Below are 21,766 nucleotides of genomic sequence, written 5' to 3'. Positions count from 1 at the left end.
CCCCTATAAGTCCGGAATAATATAAGAAGAATGAAAAATTTTTTATGGATATTGGTGAGCCTTATGGTGTTGTCTTCTTGTCACCAGACAGAATACATGGTGGAAGGAAACTCTACGATACAGACCATGGATGGGAAAAAGCTGTATTTGAAAGCCTATAAGGATAATGATTTGGTGGACATTGACTCTAGCGACGTGGTGCATGGGAAGTTTAATTTTATCGGTGCATTGGATTCTGTCATGATGGTCAGCCTTTTTATAGATGATGAATGCCTGATGCCGTTTGTCCTTGGACCGGAAGAACTGTCCATACACATCAGTACGGCACGCCAATACGTGACAGGAAGTGCCCTGAACGATACCTTATATAGTTTTATACGTCGCAAGACGCGGTTGGACAATCAGATTGCAGAATTGCCGCATAAGGAAAGCCAAATGATTATGGATGGGGTGGATGAGGATGTCATTATGGTGCGTTTGAATGACGAGGCCAACCGTTTGGCATTGCAGAACGACCGTTTGATTACCAATTTCATTACGTCCAATTTCGATAATGTCTTAGGAGCAGGCGTTTTTATGATTCTGACAAGCAGTTATCCTTATCCGGTGATGACTCCTCAAATAGAAGAGATCATGGCCAAAGCTACTCCTTATTTTAAGAACGATGTGTATGTGAAGAACTATATCAAGGCTGCGAAAGAGAATATGGAGCAAATGGGGTATGGTTATGACGATGTCTTGCCGGAAGACTCTTTGGCTGTGTTACCGGATTTTTCGGGTACTGATTCTTTAAAATAAATCTTTTGTCCGGATAGGATTACGGCTCGCCTGTTAGGGCGAGCCGTATGTGTTTGAAAAAAGGATTTACTGGTCTTCATTCTTAATAAAGCCTTGCCGTTCGGGCGGAAGGCCTGCCATGACGGCTTGGTATGCTTCCTCCATCGTTTCTTTGATATTTTCCGGTCCCTTTCCCTTGGGTAGGATGGGGTGGTGGATGGTGAGAGTCAGTTTGTTGCGCTTAACGAAACCGAACCCTTTCGTACGTGGAAGAATGTCGAATGATCCGTCGATGGTTACGGGAACCACGGGAAGTTGCAGTTCGTCCGCCAATTGGAATGCTCCTTTCTTGAACACTCCCATGTGTCCGGTGAACGAGCGGGCGCCTTCGGGAAATACGACCAAAGAGGTTCCTTCCTTTAGGATTTCACGGGCTTTGGCGTAAGTCTCCTGGATTTTCTTCGGTCCTGACTTGTCTACGAAGATGTGACGTGCGCTCTCGCATGCTTTTCCGACCAAGAAGATTTTCCTCAATGATTTTTTCATCATCCATTTGAAATTGCGGCCCAAGAAGCCGTAAATCAAAAAGATGTCGAATGCCCCCTGATGGTTGGCCACAAACACGTATGAGGTTTTCTTGTCCACGTTTTCATGGCCGCGTACGATAACCGGGATGAAGAGCACGCGGCAGATGATGATAGACCAGATTTTCCCGGGATAATATCCCCAGAAATGAGCGTTGCCTATCCACGAACCGATGATGGTGACGATGGCCGTCAGCATGGTGCAGACCAACAGGACGGGCAGCGCGATATAGAGTTGGTAGATTCGATAGAGTAACATCTTGTTTTCTTTGACAGTTTATTTGTACAAAGTTAAGGAATACCTATTTATTGTGCAAGGTTATGACGTTAATTTCGGGCCATGCACCGAACCGGAAAGGAATGAGTGCCCCGCCGATGCCCAGGCTGACGTATAATCCACGTTCGCCTTCGCGGTACATGTATTTCCACTCGGGATAAAAATATTCGGAGGGGGACCACCCGAAGAGCATGAACTGCATGCCGTGGGTATGCCCCGACAGTGTGAGTTGGATGTCGGTTTGCGGCAATACCTTGCGCCGCCAGTGGGTGGGGTCATGGCTGAGCAACACTTTAAAGATACGGGTCGAATCATTGTTCGCCCCATATCCGGGAAGTCCGTCCAACGCTTTTTTCAGGTCGCCGCGTTCGGGAAAAGGCGGTTTCCCGTCGTTCTCTACGCCGACGAGCACGATGCTGTCCCGGCCTTGATGTATGATGCGGTGTTCGTTCAGCAGCAGGTCCCAGTTCATGGCACGTTGCCTTTCCTTCAACTTTTCCCGTTGGGCGGCTTGCTCTTCGGGAGAAAGGTAGCGGGCGTATGTCAGGTAGTCGTGGTTGCCTAAGATGGAATACACCCCGTCCGGTGCGTGCAGGCGGGAAAGTATCTCGTCGAACCTGTCTAATTCGTTTGCTTCCGTGCTGACCAAATCACCGGTAAACACGATCATGTCGGGGCATTGTTCCATGATGCGTTCCACGACTTTCTCCACCATTTCCGGCCGGTTCCTGAAACTTGTGAGGTGAAGGTCGCTGAACTGCACGATGCGATAGCCGTCGAAGGCAGGCGGAAGGTCGGCCGAGGAGAAGTCCGTGTGGCGGACTTGCAAAAGGGTAGGTCCGAAACTCAACCCCGCTCCCATGATGCAGAACAAAAGGAGAGACGCGGCGGAACTTACCATCGTGCATGCCTTTTTGGCACGGGGGAAAAACAGGCAGATGCTTTTTCCTGTCAAATCCACGATAAGGAACAGCATCTTGGGCAGCGCGATGAGCATGTAGAGACTGAAGAAGATGACCATTTGGGTCATGTTCTCCGGCGTATGGTTTTCCGTCCAAGTCAGTATGAGGGCGGCAATCAGCAACAATGCGTTGGGCAGGAAAAAGAGAAAATAGGCCCAAAGAGGGTGCCTGCGTCCGCGCATGAACTTGAAGTACAGGTAGACATCGGACAATATCAACGTCAGCAATAAGACGGGAAGTATTCGTAATACCATATTTTTGTTTTGACGGTTAAAAGTTAGCGGCTAAGAATTTACGCATCGTTTCCACGGGCAGGCCGCGTCGCCGGGCATAATCTTCCAACTGGTCTTCCCCGATTTTCCCTACGGCGAAGTAGCGTGCGGAGGGATGGGACAGCATGAGTCCGCTTACCGAGGCATGCGGCACCATGGCACCGTTTTCGGTCAGCCGGATACCGATTTCCGGAAAACCCAACCATTCCGACAGCACGAAATTGACCGACTGGTCCGGCAGGGAAGGATAGCCTACGGCCGGCCGGATGCCGGCAAACTTCTCCACCAATAGGTCTTCGATGGACAACTGTTCGTCTTTTGCATATCCCCAGTAGGTTGTACGCACTTCTTGGTGCATTTTTTCCGTAGAGGCTTCGGCCAAGCGGTCTGCCAATGTCTGTGCCAACAAGTGTTTGAAGTCATCGGCGTATGCACCGGTTTCGTAGAGATGTTCCATGTCCGCATCTACAGTAGCCGCGAAAACTCCCACGGTATCGGGTATGTCTTGCGATAGCGGACGTACGAAATCCGAAAGGCAAAGATAAGGTTCGTCCGGTTTCGTGGTGTGTTGTTGGCGCAGCAAGGCGAGGCGAAGCGTACGCCCCTCCTGTTCCGGGTCGGTAAGAAGCAGGTCGTCGCCGTCCGAACAGGCCGGATATAGCCCGAAACGTACGTGGGTGTGGAAATCTCCGTCCCACTGTGCCAACATGCGGTTGGCATCCTTGAATAGCTGCATGGCCTCGGCCGCCCGCGTCCTTTCCTCTTCCGGAAATTCAGCCAACCAACCGGCGCGACAGGCGTCGCAGCCGTGTATGCGGCTGATGGCGGCAAAGCGCGGCGGGAATCCCCAGGCGTGGAAAAAGTATATCCAGTTGATGTAGGGAGCCACCTCGTGTATGTGATAAGTCAATGTATGGGTCATCGGTCGAAAGTAAGTTGCCGGCCGCAGACGTCTGTGTCTATATGGCCGTGATTATATACTAAATGCCCGTTACAGTAGGTCTGTTCTACCGACCAGTTGAACGTTTCTCCTTCTAACGGGCTCCAACCGCAGCGGCTCAGGATGTCCTCTCTCCGTAAGGTCCACGGGCAGGACGGACGGAGCAGTACGAGGTCTGCTTGTGCACCTTCGCGGAGGAAACCGCGGCCTTTGATTTGGAATAGCCGGGCCGGGGCATGGCACATCAGGTCCACGACACGTTCGACGGGCAGCACGCCTTCGTCGGAGAGGCGGAGCATCGTGACGAGCGAGAACTGCACCATGGGCATGCCGGAGACCGCTTTCATGCAACCGCCTTCTTTTTCAGCAGGCAGGTGGGGAGCGTGGTCCGTGCCTATCACGTCGATACGTCCGTCGGTCAATGCCTGTCGCAAAGCCGCCCGGTCGGCACCGCTTTTGATAGCCGGATTGCATTTGATGCGTGTCCCGAGGCGGGCATAGTCGGCATCCGTGTAAAACAGATGGGCGATGCAGGCTTCGGCAGTGACAGTTTTCATGCGTTCCGTGGTTTCGTCAAACAACGGTCCACGGCTGAAAAGGGAGAGTTCGCGTGCGGTGCTGACATGGGCCACATGGAGTCGCGCACCGGTTTCCCGTGCCAGTTTGACGGCCAGTTCCGTAGAACGGAAACAAGCTTCTTCGTTGCGGATGGCAGGGTGGTATTTCACGTCCGGGTCGTCTCCATACCGTTCCCGGAACGATTTCAGGTTGGCCGATATGATGGACGAGTCTTCGCAATGGGTCATGATGAGCAGGGGGAAGCGGCTGAATATGGCGCGTAGCGCGTCTTCGCGGTCGACGAGCATATTGCCCGTGCTGCTTCCCATGAACAGTTTGACGCCACATACCTTGTGCGGATCCAGTTGTTCCAACATGCCGGTGTTCGTATGGGTGGCCCCGAAGAAGAAAGAATAGTTGACGAGGCTCTTTTCCGCTGCCAACCGGAACTTGTCGTCCAAGGCTTCGAGGGTGGTGGTCTGCGGCACGACGTTCGGCATGTCCATGTACGACGTCACGCCTCCGGCGGCGGCCGCCCGGCTTTCGGTGGCGATGTCGGCCTTGTGGGTCAGTCCCGGTTCGCGGAAATGCACATGGTCGTCTATCACGCCCGGTATCAGGTACAGCCCTTCGGCGTCTATCACGCGGTCGGTCGGCGGAAGGGCCTTTGCCTGTTCCGTGGACGGGATGATGCTGAGTATTTTGTCGTCTTCCAGTGTAACCGTGCCTACGAAGCGTTTTCCTTCGTTGACGATGGTGGCATTTTGTATTCTGGTTCTCATAATGGTTTTCTTTATAGGGTCTTTTTCAGCTCCTGTTTTTATAATATTTTATTTTCGGAGAAGATGATAGGCGTGTTCGGTTATTTCTTTTTCGCTTTTCCGGTCAGCCGTTTCTCTTCTGATTTAAGCCTTCGTTCCACTTTTTTCACATCTTCACCGGGTGGAAGTTGTTCAGGAACAATACCTCGTTGCAGGAGCATGTCTCGTACGGCGGCATTGTTGTCTACGTGTTCTTTCCCGATTTCTTGTTGTCCGTACAAGTCCTTTTGTTGTACGTTGACAGAGGTCATTTCTGCTGCGAAGTCTTTGGCTTTAATACTGATTGTAGGCAAAAAGTCGGCCAATGGACGGCTTTCTGGTGCTCCTAATTTCCTTTTGAGCAATGCTGTGTCGATACGAAACAAGGCCTTGTCTCCTTTTGAACGGATAAGAGCAAAGCCTTTGCTGTCCACGCCACGTTCATAAAGTATACTGGACAGGCGTTTTTCTGTTTCTGCAAGTTTGGTGCGCGCTTGTATCCGTTCGTAGTCGAGGATACGTTGTTGTACCAGTTCGGCTCGTCTCGTCTGCACGGCGAAATAATTTTGGGCAAATGCTACTTGCGGTTTTCTCGGGTCACCGTTCTGGGCGACGAGGTAACAGGCATAGCGGGTGAGCATATAATCGGAAACTTCGCGTTCCGAACCGGAACCGAGGGAAACCATTTTGCCGACTTCAGCAAAATGGTATGAAACCTCTTGTTCTGCATGTTCACATGCCGCTTTGGCTTTGTTTACTATGTTTTCAAAATTGCGCCATTGGGCGTATCCAAGTAATTTGGCAAGTTCCCTTGCGCTCCAACATTCGACACCTTCATATTCGTTGGCTATCGATTCGAATTGCCGGAAAAGTTCTATGATTTCTTCTGTCTTCATGTGCCTCCATCAATGGTTTTGTATCCGCATCTCCTGCAAATTTAATAAATACTTCTTATTGGTGGTATCTTGTCGGGCGGAATCTTGTCCGGTATATGGATTTTTGTTTCCTTTGCAAATCAAAATCAAAGGAATATGGAAAACAAGACTTTATTTTCTGAAATACTGGAACGGCAGTCGGATTTGTTGGAACGTGTCCGCCATGCCGCGCATGAGGCGCATGCGGCCGTCAACCAATTTTATGGCAGGGATTTGCCTTATTCTTACCATTTGGACGGTGTGGCAGAACTGGTGGCCCGTTATGGAGGCGAGGTGTGCACGCGGGCGGAAGACGTGCCGGCCGTGATGTTCGGGGCGTGGTTCCACGACAGTATCGAGGATGCCCGTCTGACGTACAACGACGTGCGAAAACGCGCCCGGTCTTTGGGGCTGGACGAGGCGCAGGCGTTCACGGCGGCGGAGATTGTGTACGCGTTGACGAATGAAAAAGGGCGTACGCGTGCCGAGCGTGCAGGAGTGAAATATTATGAGGGTATCCGTGCCACACCTTACGCCCCCATGGTCAAGTTGGCCGACCGCATAGCCAACGTACGTTTCTCCTTGCGGCAGGCTTCGGATTACAATCATCGCATGGCCAGAGTTTACCGTGAGGAGGGGCCTCACTTCCTGGCATCCCTGTGGCCTGCGACGGATGACCCGCGCATGGGGCTTCCGCAGGAGATGGTGCTCCAACTTTGCGAGCTTTTGGGGGTGGACGGAAAAGGGATGTTTGAAGACTGAAAACGGTATTCGGGCATGTGGAAAAAACATTCGGCTGAGAACCGGAAATCGTTTGGCGCAGATTGAAAAATCAATCTCAGCCGAATGATTTTTCAATCTGCGCCAAATAAAAATGGTTTTGCAAATGTTTGATTTTAAGATGGTTTTGGATAGCGCCTGAACCAACCATCGAGCCGTAGGCGGATGACCCCGAACACGGCTTCGCTGAAAATGCCGCCGCTCATCTTGCTCGTGCCCAACTCGCGGTTGACGAAGATGACCGGCACTTCCTTTATCTTGAAACCGCACTGCTTGGCGGTGAACTTCATTTCTATCTGGAAGGCATATCCTTTGAAGCGGACCTTGTCTAGTTCGATGGTTTCCAATACACGGCGGCGGTAACATTTAAAGCCGGCCGTGGTGTCGTTTATCTTCAGCCCCGTGATGATGCGCACGTATTTAGAGGCGTAGTAGGACATCAGGATGCGCCCCATGGGCCAGTTCACCACGTTCACCCCGTTCACGTAGCGCGACCCGATGGCCACGTCGTATCCCTCTTGGGCACAAGCGGCGTACAGTCGCGGAAGGTCGTTCGGGTTGTGGCTGAAGTCGGCGTCCATCTCGAAGACATAGTCGTATTTCTGCGCCACAGCCCATTTGAATCCCGCAATGTAAGCTGTGCCGAGACCTAATTTCCCCGTACGTTCGATGAGATGCAGGCGGTCTTTGAACTCGTTCGCCATGAGGCGTTTCACGATGGTCGCCGTGCCGTCGGGTGAGCCGTCGTCTATGATCAGCATGTCGAACGGTTGTTCCAGTCCGAATACGGCCCGGATGATGTTTTCTATGTTTTCCTTTTCGTTGTACGTAGGAATGATAACTACACTGTCTGAACGCATATTTCTGTCAGCTTTAAAAGTGAATGACTTCGTTTGTATTCGTGAAACAAATATAGACATAAATCACGAATACAGGTAACAGAGTGGAAATATTTCTTCCGGCGGAGGTGTTTTTTTAGTGATTCTTTGTAATTTTGCACCGGATTGAATCATGGAGATACAAGGTTTACAGGCCCTCTATGCAGGGCATAAGTCGGTAAAGGCTTTGGCAAAGGCTTTGCAGGACGGTTCCGTGCGGACGATTTTCGCGGAAGGACTGTGCGCGTCGGCCGCTCCTTTGCTGTTCAGCAGTTTGGCTGCGACTTGTCCGCAGGTGATGGCTTGTCCGTATGTTTTCGTATTGGATGATGCGGAAGAGGCTGGATATTTTTATCACGACCTGACGCAGATTTTGGGTGAGCAAGAAGTGTTCTATTTTCCTTCTTCGTTCCGCCGGGCGGTGAAGTTCGGGCAGCGGGATGCGGCCAACGAGATACTCCGCACGGAGGTCATCAGCCGTTTGTCGGCAGGACATTGCCCACTTTTCGTGGTCACTTATCCCGAGGCGGTGATGGAAAAAGTCGTGTCGCGGCAGAAACTGGATGAGCAGACGCTGAGGCTGCATGCTAGCGAGCGGGTGGACATCACATTCGTGGAGGAGACTTTGCGTGCGTTCGGTTTCCGGCGTGTGGATTATGTCTATGAACCGGGGCAGTTCGCCGTGCGGGGCAGTATCCTCGATGTGTTTTCGTTCTCCTCGGAATGGCCTTACCGGGTGGACTTTTTCGGCGATGAAGTGGACAGTATCCGTACGTTTGAAGTGCAGACGCAACTTTCGCGTGATAAACAGGAAGAAATCGTCATCGTGCCCGAACTGGCCGGTTATACGCAGGGCAAGGTGCCGTTCACGGACTTCCTGCCCCCGGAGACCGTCTTGGTGATGAAAGATTTGTTCTTCTTGCGTGACGTGGCCGACCGGGTATATGCCGACGGTTTTTCGACGCAGGCCCTGATGGACGAGCAGGCCCGGACGGAGATGGAAGAGGCAGAACAGCACGAGAAGCTCCGTGCCGACCTGATGCTTATCGACGGGTCGGCCTTGATGAAGGGAATGCTCGATTTCCGCAGGGTAGAGATTGGGAACAAGCCGTCCGCCACACCGCAGGCCACCGTGCGTTTCCACCTGACGGCACAACCTATTTTCCATAAGAATTTTGAATTGGTGAATCGTACTTTCCATGAGTATTTGGAAAATGGCTACACCTTATATATATTGGCCGATTCGGCCAAACAGACCGACCGGTTAGCTTCCATTTTCACGGAACAGGCTTCGGGTATCGACTTTACTCCCGTGAACCGTACTTTGCACGCCGGGTTTGCCGACGACGACCTCAAGACGTGCTTTTTCACCGACCATCAGATTTTCGACCGTTTCCATAAGTATAACCTCCGCAGCGATAAGGCGCGGAGCGGCAAAGTGGCTCTTTCGTTGAAAGAACTTCAGGAGTTTAACATCGGCGATTATGTGGTTCACGTAGATCACGGGGTCGGGAAGTTCGGTGGTTTGGTACGCATTCCCAATGGCGGCACCATGCAGGAAGTCATCAAGATAATCTATCAGAACGACGATGTGGTGTTCGTCTCCATTCACTCCCTGCACAAGGTGAGCAAATACCGTGGCAAGGAGGGCGAGCCTCCCCGGTTGAACAAGTTGGGCACGGGGGCATGGGAACGCCTGAAAGAGCGGACGAAGACCAAAATCAAGGATATCGCACGCGATCTCATCAAGTTGTATTCCCTCCGCCGTCAGGAGAAAGGTTTCGCCTTCAGTCCCGACAGTTTCATGCAGCACGAGTTGGAGGCCAGTTTCCTTTATGAGGATACCCCCGACCAGTTGAAAGCCACGCAGGCCGTGAAGGCCGACATGGAGCGCGACCGTCCGATGGACCGCCTGGTATGTGGGGATGTGGGATTCGGCAAGACCGAGGTGGCCATTCGTGCTGCCTTCAAGGCTTGTGCGGACAATAAGCAGGTGGCGGTGTTGGTGCCTACCACAGTGTTAGCCTACCAGCATTTCCAGACTTTCTCTTCGCGTCTGAAAGGAATGCCCGTCCGGGTGGATTACCTGAGCCGTGCCCGTAGCGCGGCCAAAACCAAAGACATTTTGAAGGATTTGGCCGACGGAAAAATCAATATCATTGTGGGGACGCACAAACTGATTGGTAAGTCGGTGAAGTTTAAGGACCTTGGCCTGTTGATTATCGACGAAGAGCAGAAGTTCGGGGTGGCTACCAAGGAAAAGCTGCGCCAGATGAAGGTCAATGTGGACACGCTGACGCTTACCGCCACGCCGATTCCGCGTACGTTGCAGTTCTCCCTGATGGGGGCACGCGATTTGTCGGTCATACAGACCCCGCCGCCCAACCGTTATCCCGTGCAGACCGAGGTGCACACGTTCAGTGCGGAACTAATCGCCGAGGCGGTCAATTTCGAGATGAGCCGCAACGGGCAGGTGTTCATCGTGAACAACCGTATTTCCAGTCTTTACGATTTGGAGGCACTGTTGCACAAGCATGTGCCGGATGCCCGCGTATGTGTGGGGCACGGGCAGATGCCACCAGAAGAATTGGAGAAGATTATTCTCGGTTTTGTGAATTACGATTACGACGTGTTGGTGTCCACCACCATTATCGAGAGCGGTATAGACATCCCCAATGCCAATACGATTATCATCAACGGGGCGCAGAACTTCGGTCTGAGCGACTTGCACCAGATGCGAGGCCGAGTAGGGCGCAGCAACAAGAAAGCTTTCTGTTACCTTTTGGCGCCTCCTTTGGCTGCCTTGACACCGGAGGCGCGCCGCCGCCTGCAGGCCATCGAGAACTTCAGTGACCTCGGATCGGGTATCCACATCGCCATGCAGGACTTGGATATCCGTGGGGCGGGTAACCTGTTGGGAGCCGAGCAGAGCGGTTTCATCGCCGATTTGGGATATGAGACCTATCAGAAGATTTTGTCCGAAGCCGTGAAGGAACTGAAGAACGATGAGTTCGGCGACCTCTATGCCGAGGAAATCAGGAAGGGGAACGACTTGGGCGGTGAGAACTTTGTGGACGAGTGCGCGTTGGAGAGCGACTTGCAGATGTCTTTCCCCGACGATTATGTGCCTAGCAGCAGCGAGCGCATGCTTCTTTACCGCGAACTGGACGGTCTGGAACGCGACGAAGACGTGGAAGCATTCCGCTTGCGCATGAAAGACCGTTTCGGGGAGATTCCTGAGGAGGGTGAGGAACTGATTCGCGTGGTGGCGCTCCGCCGCCTCGGCAAGTGTCTCGGTGCGGAAAAGATATTCCTCAAGGCCGGGCGCATGGTGCTTTATTTCGTGCAGAACGAGAAGAGCGCCTATTTCGAGAGCAAGGCTTTCGGGCAGTGCATCGCGTATGCTGCCATGAATGCCCACCGTAGCAACCTGCGTGAGGCGAACGGCCGCCGTTCGATGGTGATTCAGGAGGTGCGTTCGGTGAAAGAGGCTGTTCAGATACTCCGGCAGATTTCGGAGTTACAGGCGGTGTGAGCACATGCTTGAAAGTATGGAGGGAAAAGATACTCATTTTGCTCAATCGTTGAGTAAGAAACGGAGAACAATGCTCAATGATTGAGCATTTCGAGGCAAGCTATCTCGGAAGCCGAACTACCGCTTTTCTTCTACCTGTTTGTACTTTTGCCGGAATCTTCGTAACTTTGGGGCTTTATAAGAACAAAAGTAGTCAGACGACAAAAAAGACAAACATATAAATAGTGGAATAGCGATTCCATTCAGCTTTTAAGAAAACGAGCTTTTAGCTCTTATTCTCTCTACCTGAAACCGCCAAAATTACAGTCCAGAGAATAAGTAGGGGAAGGTTCGCGTCCGTTCGGGCGTGAACCATCCATACTTATGACTGGACGTGGTTACTTGGCGGTACCGAGGTGGAGTCATGGGATTGGATGGTTTACGCTTTTGTTTTTATGGTACACATTGGTCAACTCATTGAACAGGAACTGCGCCGCCAGCGACGTTCCGTGTCATGGTTCGCAAAGGAACTCTATTGCGACCGTACCAATGTGTACAAACTATTCCGTAAGGAGAGCATAGACACGTTGTTGCTCTATCGTATTTCTTGTATTTTGTCCCATGATTTCTTTAAGTACTATACCGACGATTTTGTTTCCGATAACAAACCGTAGCGGTTTTGTCTACGCTTTGTGGCCGTTACGTCCACAAATTCTATATGTCTTAACGCATTTTCCTCCTTAACTTTGCATCAGTTTAATTTCATATTAATAATTAAAAAGAAGTGTTATGAAGAAGGCTTTAAAATTTTTGAGTTGGATGTTTATCCTGTTGCTTACGGTTTCCGTTTCGAGTTGTAAGGATGATGATGACGATGCGCCTGCAGATGTAGCAACTGCGATAGCTGGAACCTATTCTGGTACGATGACAAGAACTAATGGGTATACAGGAGCAGTTGATAAGGAGGGACGTGGTTTTATTACAGTAACAAGAGTGTCGGCATCAGAAGTGAATATAGAGATAAAAAGCGATGAAACGAATGTGGATATAGAGGCTTTAGTCAGTGTGGTCGGTAGCGGTGATACTTATATCTTAACGAAAGAGGGTTGGGATTTTAACGGGAATGTTAATTTGGGTGTTCTTACTGTGAATTTTGGTTCTAATAGTTATGACTTTAAGTTTGTGGGTGAACGAAAGTAAATTTGTTAAAATAGCCATATCGATATTTTTATTATGTTTATCGTTTGATGTATATGCTGTTCCAGCTTTCCCTCGGCTTATATATTTTCGGCTCGATAATGGGTTGGGAGCTTACATTGTTTTAAAAGGCGACGAATACAACAAATGGGCTTTGACCACAGACAATTATACCTTGCTCCCTTCGGGAAATGAATGGTATTTTGCTAAGGCGGACAGCATGGGGAATGCTGTCCGTTCTGGTTATAAATTGTGTGCCGATGCCGAACGCCCGGAAAGTTTGCGTCGTTTTTTGGCACAACAGCCGAAAGGGTTGCGTCCTATGGCGGACGAAGCCCGAAAGAAGAAGCTATCGTACAGAAATAGGGCTGTTGAAAAACGAGGACGGCATGCGGCAGTCGTTGGAGAACGTCGTGCCTTGGTAATCCTGATGTCGTTCGCTGATGTAAGCTTCACTAAGACTGAGGCCGATTTCGATGCCCTCTTCAACGAGCCGGGTTATGCCGTGGACGGGGCGCAGGGAAGCGTCTATGATTATTTCCGCGAAGTCTCCTACGGACTACTTTCGTTTCATTGCGATGTATTAGGACCTTACAGGGCCGCGTATCCTATGGCTTATTATGGCTCGAACGGTTATGGCGGTTCGGACGCGAATCCGTATGCTTTGTTTCTCGAAGCCATGGAACATGCCGTGCGGGAAATCGACTTGCAGGATTATGATGCCGACGGAGACGGTTATGTGGACAACGTGCATATCGTGTTTGCCGGATATGGTGAAGAAGCCGGGGCTTCTCCCTCCGCCATCTGGTCGCATGAGGCCATGTTTCCGGAAATCACCATGCAAGGCATGAAGATAGACCGTTATTCCTGTACGCCGGAGCTACGGGGAAACCGTGGGGGCGGTATATCGCGCATCGGACCTTGCTGCCACGAAATGGGGCATGCTTTGGGGGCGTTGGACTATTACGATACCGATTATACTACGGGCGGTAGTTTCGAGGGCACGGGCGTATGGGATGTCATGGCGCAAGGCAGTTGGAATAACGACGGTATCACCCCGGCACATTTCAACCCTTACGTGAAAGCATACGACTTCGGTTGGGTGGATGTGACTATGTTGACGCATACAGGAGATTATTCGCTCCGGCCTTCCAGGGAGAAAGACGGCGTGTTCCGGGTAGATACAGGTTCCGAGGGGGAATTTTATTTGTTGGAGAGCCGTGTTCGTGACGGGTTCGATACGGCATTGCCCGGTGAAGGGCTGATGGTGTACCACGTGCATCCCCGGATTGAGGAAGGGGCGCATGGCAATACCATAAACGCTTCGGCACCGCAAATGATGTATCCGGTGTGTGCTTCTTCGTCCGTGTCCGTTCCCTCATCTTCATCTTATTCATACGGTGAGATTAATTCGGCAGGTTGCCCTTTCCCCGGTGCGTCTGGTAAAACGGAGTTCGGCGGGCAGACCGTTCCGGCGGCGTTTGCATGGGACGGGAGCGATGTAGGCTTTGAACTGTCCGATATAAACCGCACTGCGGACGGACAGGTCTCTTTCCATTTTACAGCGGATGGTACGGTTCCGTCTTCGGTATGGAAGACGGAATGGAACGAAAGTTTTGAGAATCCCTCTTCCGCTTCATCATGGTTAGTGTCGAGCCAATGGGGCTATACAACGGAATGGGAACGTATGATGGCTGACAGTTCCGGAGGAATAGGGGAAATCGCTTCGTGGGATTACATAACCGATGCGGCAGATGGCTCATATTATATGGGGTTGGTACAGCGGTTTATGTTGGGAAGTTTGGGAGGTGTGATGGTGTCACCGCCCGTGACGGACAATCCCGACGGTAATGCCAAATTGCGTTTTTTTTACCAGAACAAGGCACGAAGCGGAGGACAGGTTACGTTGGAAGTGTATTGTAAAAAGGAAACCTCGAAGGAATGGATTTCTTTGTTGGTTTTGGATGCTATAACCAACACGTGGACGAAACAGGAAGTGGATTTGCCCGTGAGCGCGGAACGCCTCCAAGTCATATTTTTGGCCAAAACAGAAGGGGCTTGTGGGTCATTTGTAGACGACGTATCTGTATTGAAACCTGAAAAGGGCGACGCGCTTGAAGTTGCAAGCAAACCGGCCGGTTGCCAAATCGGCGTGAGGGAGGGATGTTTGTGGGTGTCTTTGTCCGTTCCGTCTGTCTTGTCCGTCTATGCTTGGGATGGCCGCCGGATACTGTCCGGTCATTACGAAGCAGGGGAGCAGACGTTCCGTTTGCCGTCCGGCATCTATGTGGTGCGAATCGGGGAGCACGTTCGGAAAGTTTGGATTCCCAGATATGATTAGTTGGCCGTAGCACCGGTTTCTTCTTGCAGGCAGGAGAAGGAGAACGGCGGTGTGAGGATGAGGCGGCGTACCTCCGCATTGTCCATACGTGGGATGTCGCGGATGGTCTTACCCAAACAGGCCGCTTGGATGACACGGCAGAAAAGTCCGTGACTTACTACCAATACACGTTTATCTTTGTAACGGGACACTATATTGAGCAGGAATGTTTCAGCCCGGCGAAACATGGATTCTACGGGTTCGGCCCGATGGTCTATCTTTGTACGTGCCTTCAGGATATCCATACCCGTGAACGGTCCCCAATCCCGTTCGCGAAGGAGAGGTGTGGATTCAAGAAGCAGGCCGTGCGGTTCGTTCAGTATCATAGCGGTGTCCATACAGCGTTTCAAGTCGCTGCACAATAAAGCATCGAAACGGATATTCTTCAATTCATCCCGTAGGGCTTGTGCTTGTGCAATTCCTTCGTGTGACAAATGCCCCGGCATGTGTCCTTGCAGGATTTGGGCCGCATTTTCTTCTGTTTGTCCGTGTCTCACCAGATAAAGTTCTGTCATAAAAGATAAGATTGTCGCGTAATAAGGGGTAAAGTAAGTAAAATAAATCCGTTTAATCGGCTTTTTGACCGATTTTTCAGGGTTTCTTTCGTTTTTTCAATGATAATATCGTATCTTAGCCGTGTATAAACATTAAATATTTGCACTCATGAAAATAGTGAACAGTTATATTTTTCGTGCCGTATGCGCTTTGCTTATCGGCCTTTTGTTAGTATCCAATCCGGAGCGGATGACTGGATTGTTGGTTCAGGTAATCGGTGGGTTGTTTCTTATTTCCGGTTTAGTGTCACTCATCAATTATTTCATCATCCGTTATTCGGATAAGGTGCCAGTCAAACCTGTGTTTCCTTTGGTGGGATTGGGCAGCCTGTTGTTCGGCGTCTTTCTTGGTTTTTTCCCGGGGCTGTTCATTACTTATCTGATGTATATTTTCGGTTTCCTGATGGTGGTGGCCGGTGTCAACCAGTTGTGGAATATGTTCCGTTTACGCCGTTTGATACCTTTCCGTTGGTATGTCTTGTTTTTCATTTTGTTGATTACGGGTCTGGGAGTGTTCGTGCTTTTCAATCCGTTGGAGTCCGCTTCCGTCCCGTTCATTCTTTTGGGGATAAGTTTCATGCTTTACGGTGTGTCGGAATTGGTAAACGGTGTGCGTTGGCGTAAGTACAGCCGGATGCAACAGCAAAAGGCATCGGAAACCATAGAATTGATAGAATAAGTTCCGTGAAGATAAAAAGAAGAAAGGGTTGTCGGATTCCGATAGCCCTTTCTTCTTTTTGTGATTGGCATTCTGTGCCTATTCCTTTTTCTTCAGCTCCGCGTCGAACTGCCGGATGGCGGCCATACCCTCGTTGCAGGCGCAGGGACCGCTGATACAACCTCCGGGGCAAGCCATGACTTCGATCATGCGTGTGGGGCATTTGCCTGTTTTGGCGTACGCTTTCAATGCGGCAATATTTTTCTTGTTCAGGTCGGCTATCAGTGTGCCTTGCAGTTCCGGGTCACCTACCATGTTTTTTACGGCCGTGAACACACCGCCGGTCTTGGCAAAGCCGTGCGCGTCGTGTCCTGCGTGTTCTTCGGGCGTAAAGTCCTCGCATGCCGCCATGTCTATTTCCATACCTTCAATGACGGCATCCAGTTCGCGGAATGTCCAAACGAAGTCCACGTTGGGATTCTCTCGTCCTTCCGCCTTTTTGGAAGCGCAGGGGGCGATGAACACCGTCAGGGCTTCCGGGTGTTTCTTACGCGCATACTCCGCCACGTAGTACATGGGAGAGCCCGTGGAAGACACGTAAGGCTTGATTTCAGGGATGTGTTTCTGGGCCAACTGTACGTAAGCCGAACAGCAACTGGTGGTCATGAACGCAGCCCCGCTTTCTAATTTCTCTTTGAATTCTTCTGCTTCCCGACGGATGGTTTCTTCGGCGCCGTATGCCACTTCGAGTACATCGCTGAAACCGATGGCTTTCAATGCACCGAATACTTTCTCTACAGGTTGTTTGAATTGGGCCAGTACGGAGGGGGCCACCATGGCCACTACTTGCCGTCCTTCCTTGATGCGGTTCAGCACGTCGAATACGGCACATTGGTCGAATATGGCACCGAATGGACATGCATTCAAGCATTTGCCGCAATAAATACATTTTTCGGGGTCGATATGTTCCACACCGTATTCGTCTTTGGAGATGGCTTTCACGGGGCAAGCCTCTTCGCACGGTACGGGAATGTACACGATGGCGTGGTAGGGGCATACCTGATGGCAGCGCCCGCAACTGATACATTTTTCGTGGTCGATGTAGGCTTTTCCTTCGCTGTCGTAGTGAATGGCATCTTTCGGACAGTTGTTGTAGCAAGGCCGCGCGGCACAGCCGCGGCACAGGTTCGTCACCTCGTAGTTGATTTTCACACACGAAGAGCACGCCTCGTCCATTACGCTGAGGATGCTTTTCTTCGGGTCGGGACTTTTCCGTTCCATCATGCGGGCGGCATAGGTGGACAGCCGTTCGGTTTCGTCGGTTTCATCCGTCATGTCAAAGCCCATCATGGCCATGGTCTTGTATTTGGTCACCGCACGTTCCTTATATACGCAACAGCGGCCCAACGGTTTTTGCTTGCGCGGATGCAATTCTACGGGCAACCGGTCAATCTTCTCTAATAACTCGTTTTCTTTCCACATTTTCACCAAACGCGCCAATAATTGGTAGCGGATGAACATGATGTTGTTGTTGTATGCCATCGTTTAGGATTATTTAGTTTTGATTATTGGACAAATCTACGAAAAAAAAGGCAATCTTTTGTATCTTTGTGTTAATTTTATGGCAGAATGTTTCAATAATATTTCAGAAAGCAGTTTTTCAGCTCTGTTGGATGTACTCTTGGTTGGAAAAAGTCCCGGCAGGGAAGGTTGGAGATTGCTGCTTGCCGGTTTGGACGACGGGCAGGATGCGTCTCTTCGTGCCTTTGCGGCAGAGGCGGCCCGGAAGCGTTTCGGGAACGGGGTGTTCATCCGCGGACTCGTTGAAATCTCTTCGTGGTGCCGTAACAACTGTTATTATTGCGGGCTACGCCGTTCCAACCGTTTCGCCTCGCGCTACCGTTTGTCTCAGGAGCAAATACTCGATTGTTGTCGGGAGGGGGCACGGCTCGGCTTCGGGACATTTGTCTTGCAGGGCGGAGAAGACACGGAACAAGATGATGATTGGATAGAAGATTTGATAGGCAAGCTCCGTATGGAGTTTCCCAGGCATGCCATCACGTTGTCTGTGGGCGAGCGTGACGGGGAGGTGTACCGCCGGTGGCGTGATGCAGGGGCTAGTCGTTACCTGCTTCGCCATGAAACACGGAATGAGGCGCATTATGCCCGTTTGCATCCGCGTGAGATGGACGGTGCCCGGCGTCGGGAATGCTTGCGGACGCTGAAAGCTTTGGGGTATCAGACAGGAGCCGGCATGATGGTGGGAACGCCCGGTCAGACATGGGATTGCTTGTTGGATGACATCGCTTTTTTGGAAGAATTGGAACCGGAGATGATAGGCATGGGACCTTTCGTTCCGGCTGCCCATACGCCTTTTGCCCGTCATCCGGCCGGGTCGGTGTCTTTGACGCTCCGGCTGATTGCCTTGATGAGGCTGCGCTTTCCGGACGCATTGATTCCGGCTACTACAGCTTTGGCTACGTTGGACGCGTACGGGCGTGAAGCCGGTATCTTGGCAGGGGCAAACGTGGTGATGCCTAACTTGTCCCCTTTGGCCGTGAGGGGGCGATACAGTATTTACGACCATAAAGCGTCCGGCGGGAGCGAGGCAGCCGAAGGGTTGCACCGTCTGGAACAGGATTTGAAAAAAATAGGCTACCACATTTCATACGGTCGCGGAGACAGTCCGGGACATGAGGTAGGAAAGTAGCATTAGAACGATTAGATATGAAGATAATGTATGATGTGAAATCGGAACGCGCCGAAGAGTTTATCTCCGACGCGGAGATACGTGAGACAATGGCATACGCCGAGGTGCATAAGGATGACCGTCCGCTCATCGTGTCCATATTGGAGAAAGCACGCCTTTGCAAAGGGCTTACCCATCGCGAGGCTGCCGTGCTGTTGGCTTCTGGGCAGCAGGACCTGACGGAAGAGATGTTTGCCTTGGCACGCGACATCAAGCAGCGTTTTTATGGCAACCGCATCGTGATGTTCGCTCCGTTGTACCTTTCCAATTACTGTGTGAACGGTTGCGTGTATTGCCCGTACCATGCCAAGAACAAGATGATACGCCGCCGGAAATTGACGCAGGAAGAAATCCGCAGGGAAGTCATTGCCTTGCAGGACATGGGACACAAGCGGTTGGCTTTGGAGACCGGAGAGGACCCGCGTAACAACCCTATCGAATATGTGTTGGAGAGCATCCGTACGATTTACGGCATCAAGCATAAGAACGGAGCCATCCGGCGCGTGAATGTGAACATTGCTGCCACGACGGTGGAGAACTACCGTCGCTTGAAGGACGCGGGCATCGGTACGTATATTCTTTTTCAGGAGACGTATAACCGGACGAATTATGAGGCACTCCATCCTACGGGGCCGAAGAGCGACTATGCCTATCACACCGAGGCCATGGACCGTGCCATGTTGGGAGGCATTGATGACGTGGGTATCGGCGTGTTGTTCGGGTTGGAGACTTACCGTTACGACTTCATCGGCCTGCTGATGCACGCCGAGCATCTGGAAGCCCGTTTCGGGGTCGGGCCGCACACCATCAGCGTACCGCGCCTGTGCCCGGCCGATGACATAGACACGGCGGATTTCAAGAACTGTGTGCCGGACGAGGTTTTCCATAAGATTGTGGCGGTGCTCCGTATAGCCGTGCCTTATACGGGAATGATTGTGTCCACGCGTGAGACGCCTGCCAGCCGTGAGAAGGTTTTGGAATTGGGCGTGTCGCAATTGAGCGGTGGTTCCCGTACCAGTGTGGGAGGGTATGTGCACGAAGAAGAGGCGGAGGAGAATTCCGCCCAGTTCGACGTGTCCGACCGCCGTTCGTTGGACGAAGTGGTGGGTTGGCTGCTCGATTTGGGTTATCTGCCCAGTTTCTGTACGGCCTGCTACCGTGAGGGCCGCACTGGCGACCGTTTCATGTCGTTGGTGAAGAAAGGGCAGATAGCCAACTGTTGCCTGCCTAATGCTTTGCTGACCCTGAAAGAGTATTTGAATGATTATGCGTCGCCTGCCACCCGTGCGAAAGGAGAGGCCATGATTGCCCGTTTGTTGGAAACCGTTCCCGGCGAACGGGTACGGGAGAATGCCCGTCGCTATTTGAAAGCCATAGAGGAGGGCGGGCGTGATTTCCGTTTTTAAGATATAGACAAGATAGGCTATGATGAAAGAAGAAACTCCACGCGCCAACCGTTTCCATATCGGATTGTTCGGCCGGCGCAACAGCGGCAAGTCTTCGTTGGTGAATATGCTGACGGGGCAGGAGGTTGCCGTAGTGTCCGATGTGCCGGGCACGACGACGGATGTGATATTGAAGAATATCGAACTGCCGGGTATCGGGGCTTCCGTTTTGGTTGACACGGCCGGTTATGACGACGAAGGGGAATTGGGCGGACTGCGTGTAAAACAGACCGTCAATGCTGCCCGTTGGGTAGATTTGGCTTTGATTGTCGTGTCGGGTTTGCCGGACGGGGCAGAGAAGGAAAAGGCTTGGGGGGAACGTTTCCAAGCAGACGACATTCCCGTTTTGTATATATATAATAAGGTGGACGAAGATGGTGGAAGCCATGCCGGTGCTTGGCGCACGGCATTGGGGGCAACGGATGTGGTGTCGGTTTCGGCGCGTACGGGAGAAGGTCGTGACTGTTTGCTGTCTGCGATGGCCGAGGTGTATCGCCGTACGGATGAGGTGGAGGATTTGACTGGAAACTTGGTAGGCGAAGGCGATACCGTGGTGTTGGTCATGCCGCAAGACATTCAGGCACCTAAGGGACGGTTAATCCTGCCACAGGTACAGACCTTGCGCAATCTGTTGGACAAACGTTGTACGGCTTTGTGTTGTACGGCAGACCGTTTGCCGATCACGTTGTCCGTCTTGTCGTCGCCCCCGTCCCTGATTATCACGGACTCGCAAGTATTTCCGGCGGTGGAGGCCCTTTGCCCACCGCAAACGCGGCTGACTTCTTTTTCCGTTTTGTTTGCCCGTTACAAGGGGGACATCCGGCAATTCCTGCAAGGGGCGGAGGCGTTATGCGCTTTGCGTCCGGATGCCCGCGTGCTGATAGCGGAGGCTTGCACCCACGTGCCGCAACATGAAGATATAGGGCGCGTGAAGCTTCCTCGTTTGTTGCGCCGTAAGTTCGGCGAGGCTTTGCACATCGACATCGTGTCCGGTAACGACTTCCCGGAGGATTTGTCCGCTTACGATTTGGTCATCCATTGCGGGGCGTGCATGTTTACGCGCCGCCATGTGCTGAACCGTTTGAGGCGGGCGCGTGCCTGCGGTGTGCCTGTGACCAATTATGGAATAGCCATAGCAGCCTTGACCGGTATCTTGGACAAGGTGGCGGTACCAGAGTAGGAGGATGGGGATTTCCTTCCCAAGAGTTTTCCCGGAAACATCCTTCATCTTTCAGGTTATGAGGAAATGTGTTGTCATACAATGCTTTACAGGATGAAGGATGTTTCAGGCATCTTTCAGTCTTCTTTCATGGCTGAAACCGATAAAAAGATCTGCGCCAAACGGTTTTTCAATCTAAGCCAAACGATTTTTCGTTCTGCGCCAAACGGTTCGTCAATCTGAGCCGGTTGAAATGAAGCTTGGCTGAAAGATGCCTGAAACATCCTTCAGGTCGTAATTTGTTAATTATAAATCGTTTATCGTGCAACCTGAAAGATGAAGGATGTTTTTCGGAAAACTCCTGTATG

Annotated in this window: 18 protein-coding genes; 10 read left to right on the top strand and 8 right to left on the bottom strand. The window is 51.5% G+C overall.

From position 1 onward, the window contains the following. The first annotated feature begins 30 nt into the window (after positions 1 to 30). On the top strand, positions 31 to 798 hold the full coding sequence (locus AC5RDV_RS06145; RefSeq protein WP_008626046.1) for a DUF4369 domain-containing protein: 768 nt from the start codon (positions 31 to 33) through the stop codon (positions 796 to 798). Between the two features lie 66 nt (positions 799 to 864). On the opposite strand, the gene AC5RDV_RS06140 is transcribed toward AC5RDV_RS06145, so the two are convergent. From AC5RDV_RS06140 to dinD, 5 genes are all read right to left on the bottom strand, one after another. Further along, positions 865 to 1,620: a lysophospholipid acyltransferase family protein gene (locus AC5RDV_RS06140; RefSeq protein ID WP_282748522.1), complete on the bottom strand. Its 756-nt coding sequence runs from the start codon at positions 1,618 to 1,620 to the stop codon at positions 865 to 867. A 43-nt stretch (positions 1,621 to 1,663) separates the two neighbouring features. Beyond that, entirely contained in the window at positions 1,664 to 2,854 is a 1,191-nt protein-coding gene (locus AC5RDV_RS06135) for a metallophosphoesterase (protein WP_130892533.1), read from the bottom strand. A gap of 16 nt (positions 2,855 to 2,870) precedes the next feature. Beyond that, positions 2,871 to 3,794 (bottom strand): vitamin B12 dependent-methionine synthase activation domain-containing protein, encoded by a 924-nt coding sequence (locus tag AC5RDV_RS06130; RefSeq protein ID WP_008626043.1) that lies wholly within the window; start codon positions 3,792 to 3,794, stop codon positions 2,871 to 2,873. Then, positions 3,791 to 5,155 carry a dihydroorotase gene (locus tag AC5RDV_RS06125; protein ID WP_282748581.1) on the bottom strand — a complete coding sequence of 455 codons (1,365 nt, stop codon included), beginning with the start codon at positions 5,153 to 5,155 and terminating at the stop codon, positions 3,791 to 3,793. The genes AC5RDV_RS06130 and AC5RDV_RS06125 overlap by 4 nt, the downstream gene beginning before the upstream one ends. Before the next feature lie 77 nt (positions 5,156 to 5,232). Beyond that, on the bottom strand, positions 5,233 to 6,066 hold the full coding sequence (dinD, locus tag AC5RDV_RS06120) for a DNA damage-inducible protein D (RefSeq protein ID WP_282748523.1): 834 nt from the start codon (positions 6,064 to 6,066) through the stop codon (positions 5,233 to 5,235). Positions 6,067 to 6,201: 135 nt separating this feature from the next. On the opposite strand from dinD, the gene AC5RDV_RS06115 reads away from it, so the two are divergent. Next, the gene (locus AC5RDV_RS06115) at positions 6,202 to 6,846 is read left to right on the top strand and encodes a hypothetical protein (RefSeq protein ID WP_282748524.1); all 645 of its coding nucleotides are present in this window, start codon (positions 6,202 to 6,204) and stop codon (positions 6,844 to 6,846) included. Between the two features lie 134 nt (positions 6,847 to 6,980). On the opposite strand, the gene AC5RDV_RS06110 is transcribed toward AC5RDV_RS06115, so the two are convergent. Continuing rightward, on the bottom strand, positions 6,981 to 7,724 hold the full coding sequence (locus AC5RDV_RS06110; RefSeq protein ID WP_282748525.1) for a polyprenol monophosphomannose synthase: 744 nt from the start codon (positions 7,722 to 7,724) through the stop codon (positions 6,981 to 6,983). A 151-nt stretch (positions 7,725 to 7,875) separates the two neighbouring features. Between AC5RDV_RS06110 and mfd the strand changes: the two genes are divergently transcribed. From mfd to AC5RDV_RS06090, 4 genes are all read left to right on the top strand, one after another. Beyond that, entirely contained in the window at positions 7,876 to 11,277 is a 3,402-nt protein-coding gene (mfd, locus tag AC5RDV_RS06105) for a transcription-repair coupling factor (protein ID WP_282748526.1), read from the top strand. 434 nt (positions 11,278 to 11,711) lie between these two features. Further along, entirely contained in the window at positions 11,712 to 11,930 is a 219-nt protein-coding gene (locus AC5RDV_RS06100) for a hypothetical protein (RefSeq protein ID WP_232038271.1), read from the top strand. 115 nt (positions 11,931 to 12,045) lie between these two features. Next, a complete protein-coding gene (locus tag AC5RDV_RS06095) occupies positions 12,046 to 12,456 on the top strand; it encodes a hypothetical protein (protein WP_282748527.1) in 411 nt (136 codons plus the stop codon). Between the two features lie 103 nt (positions 12,457 to 12,559). After that, positions 12,560 to 14,794, top strand: coding sequence for a M6 family metalloprotease domain-containing protein (locus tag AC5RDV_RS06090; RefSeq protein WP_282748528.1), 2,235 nt, complete (start codon positions 12,560 to 12,562; stop codon positions 14,792 to 14,794). Here the strand turns inward: AC5RDV_RS06090 and AC5RDV_RS06085 are convergent. Continuing rightward, positions 14,791 to 15,348 carry a histidine phosphatase family protein gene (locus AC5RDV_RS06085; RefSeq protein WP_282748529.1) on the bottom strand — a complete coding sequence of 186 codons (558 nt, stop codon included), beginning with the start codon at positions 15,346 to 15,348 and terminating at the stop codon, positions 14,791 to 14,793. The genes AC5RDV_RS06090 and AC5RDV_RS06085 overlap by 4 nt on opposite strands. Positions 15,349 to 15,496: 148 nt before the next feature. On the opposite strand from AC5RDV_RS06085, the gene AC5RDV_RS06080 reads away from it, so the two are divergent. After that, positions 15,497 to 16,066: an HdeD family acid-resistance protein gene (locus tag AC5RDV_RS06080; RefSeq protein ID WP_282748530.1), complete on the top strand. Its 570-nt coding sequence runs from the start codon at positions 15,497 to 15,499 to the stop codon at positions 16,064 to 16,066. A gap of 78 nt (positions 16,067 to 16,144) precedes the next feature. Here AC5RDV_RS06080 and AC5RDV_RS06075 read toward each other — a convergent pair whose 3' ends face one another. Next, on the bottom strand, positions 16,145 to 17,587 hold the full coding sequence (locus AC5RDV_RS06075) for a monomeric [FeFe] hydrogenase (RefSeq protein ID WP_008626010.1): 1,443 nt from the start codon (positions 17,585 to 17,587) through the stop codon (positions 16,145 to 16,147). Between the two features lie 79 nt (positions 17,588 to 17,666). Here AC5RDV_RS06075 and hydE point away from each other — a divergent pair, with 79 nt between their 5' ends. From hydE to hydF, 3 genes are read left to right on the top strand one after another with little or no spacing between them, the layout of a single operon-like run. Beyond that, entirely contained in the window at positions 17,667 to 18,755 is a 1,089-nt protein-coding gene (hydE, locus tag AC5RDV_RS06070) for a [FeFe] hydrogenase H-cluster radical SAM maturase HydE (RefSeq protein WP_428389075.1), read from the top strand. A 26-nt stretch (positions 18,756 to 18,781) separates the two neighbouring features. Beyond that, complete coding sequence (hydG, locus tag AC5RDV_RS06065; protein ID WP_130894288.1) at positions 18,782 to 20,200, top strand: [FeFe] hydrogenase H-cluster radical SAM maturase HydG; 1,419 nt, start codon at positions 18,782 to 18,784, stop codon at positions 20,198 to 20,200. A gap of 19 nt (positions 20,201 to 20,219) precedes the next feature. Beyond that, complete coding sequence (hydF, locus tag AC5RDV_RS06060; protein ID WP_282748532.1) at positions 20,220 to 21,419, top strand: [FeFe] hydrogenase H-cluster maturation GTPase HydF; 1,200 nt, start codon at positions 20,220 to 20,222, stop codon at positions 21,417 to 21,419. Positions 21,420 to 21,766 lie beyond the last annotated feature (347 nt).

Source organism: Paraprevotella sp. (assembly GCF_986071375.1).
The sequence above is the reverse complement of the archived record's forward strand: the minus strand, read 5'-3'. Positions and strand labels throughout refer to the sequence as shown.

Excerpts from the sequence above, each read along its gene's own strand:
- AC5RDV_RS06145 (WP_008626046.1), top strand. The coding sequence starts at position 31 with ATGAAAAATTTTTTATGGATATTGGTGAGCCTTATGGTGTTGTCTTCT.
- AC5RDV_RS06140 (WP_282748522.1), bottom strand. The coding sequence starts at position 1,620 with ATGTTACTCTATCGAATCTACCAACTCTATATCGCGCTGCCCGTCCTG.
- AC5RDV_RS06135 (WP_130892533.1), bottom strand. The coding sequence starts at position 2,854 with ATGGTATTACGAATACTTCCCGTCTTATTGCTGACGTTGATATTGTCC.
- AC5RDV_RS06130 (WP_008626043.1), bottom strand. The coding sequence starts at position 3,794 with ATGACCCATACATTGACTTATCACATACACGAGGTGGCTCCCTACATC.
- dinD (WP_282748523.1), bottom strand. The coding sequence starts at position 6,066 with ATGAAGACAGAAGAAATCATAGAACTTTTCCGGCAATTCGAATCGATA.
- AC5RDV_RS06115 (WP_282748524.1), top strand. The coding sequence starts at position 6,202 with ATGGAAAACAAGACTTTATTTTCTGAAATACTGGAACGGCAGTCGGAT.
- AC5RDV_RS06110 (WP_282748525.1), bottom strand. The coding sequence starts at position 7,724 with ATGCGTTCAGACAGTGTAGTTATCATTCCTACGTACAACGAAAAGGAA.
- mfd (WP_282748526.1), top strand. The coding sequence starts at position 7,876 with ATGGAGATACAAGGTTTACAGGCCCTCTATGCAGGGCATAAGTCGGTA.
- AC5RDV_RS06100 (WP_232038271.1), top strand. The coding sequence starts at position 11,712 with ATGGTACACATTGGTCAACTCATTGAACAGGAACTGCGCCGCCAGCGA.
- AC5RDV_RS06095 (WP_282748527.1), top strand. The coding sequence starts at position 12,046 with ATGAAGAAGGCTTTAAAATTTTTGAGTTGGATGTTTATCCTGTTGCTT.
- AC5RDV_RS06085 (WP_282748529.1), bottom strand. The coding sequence starts at position 15,348 with ATGACAGAACTTTATCTGGTGAGACACGGACAAACAGAAGAAAATGCG.
- AC5RDV_RS06080 (WP_282748530.1), top strand. The coding sequence starts at position 15,497 with ATGAAAATAGTGAACAGTTATATTTTTCGTGCCGTATGCGCTTTGCTT.
- AC5RDV_RS06075 (WP_008626010.1), bottom strand. The coding sequence starts at position 17,587 with ATGGCATACAACAACAACATCATGTTCATCCGCTACCAATTATTGGCG.
- hydE (WP_428389075.1), top strand. The coding sequence starts at position 17,667 with ATGGCAGAATGTTTCAATAATATTTCAGAAAGCAGTTTTTCAGCTCTG.
- hydG (WP_130894288.1), top strand. The coding sequence starts at position 18,782 with ATGTATGATGTGAAATCGGAACGCGCCGAAGAGTTTATCTCCGACGCG.
- hydF (WP_282748532.1), top strand. The coding sequence starts at position 20,220 with ATGATGAAAGAAGAAACTCCACGCGCCAACCGTTTCCATATCGGATTG.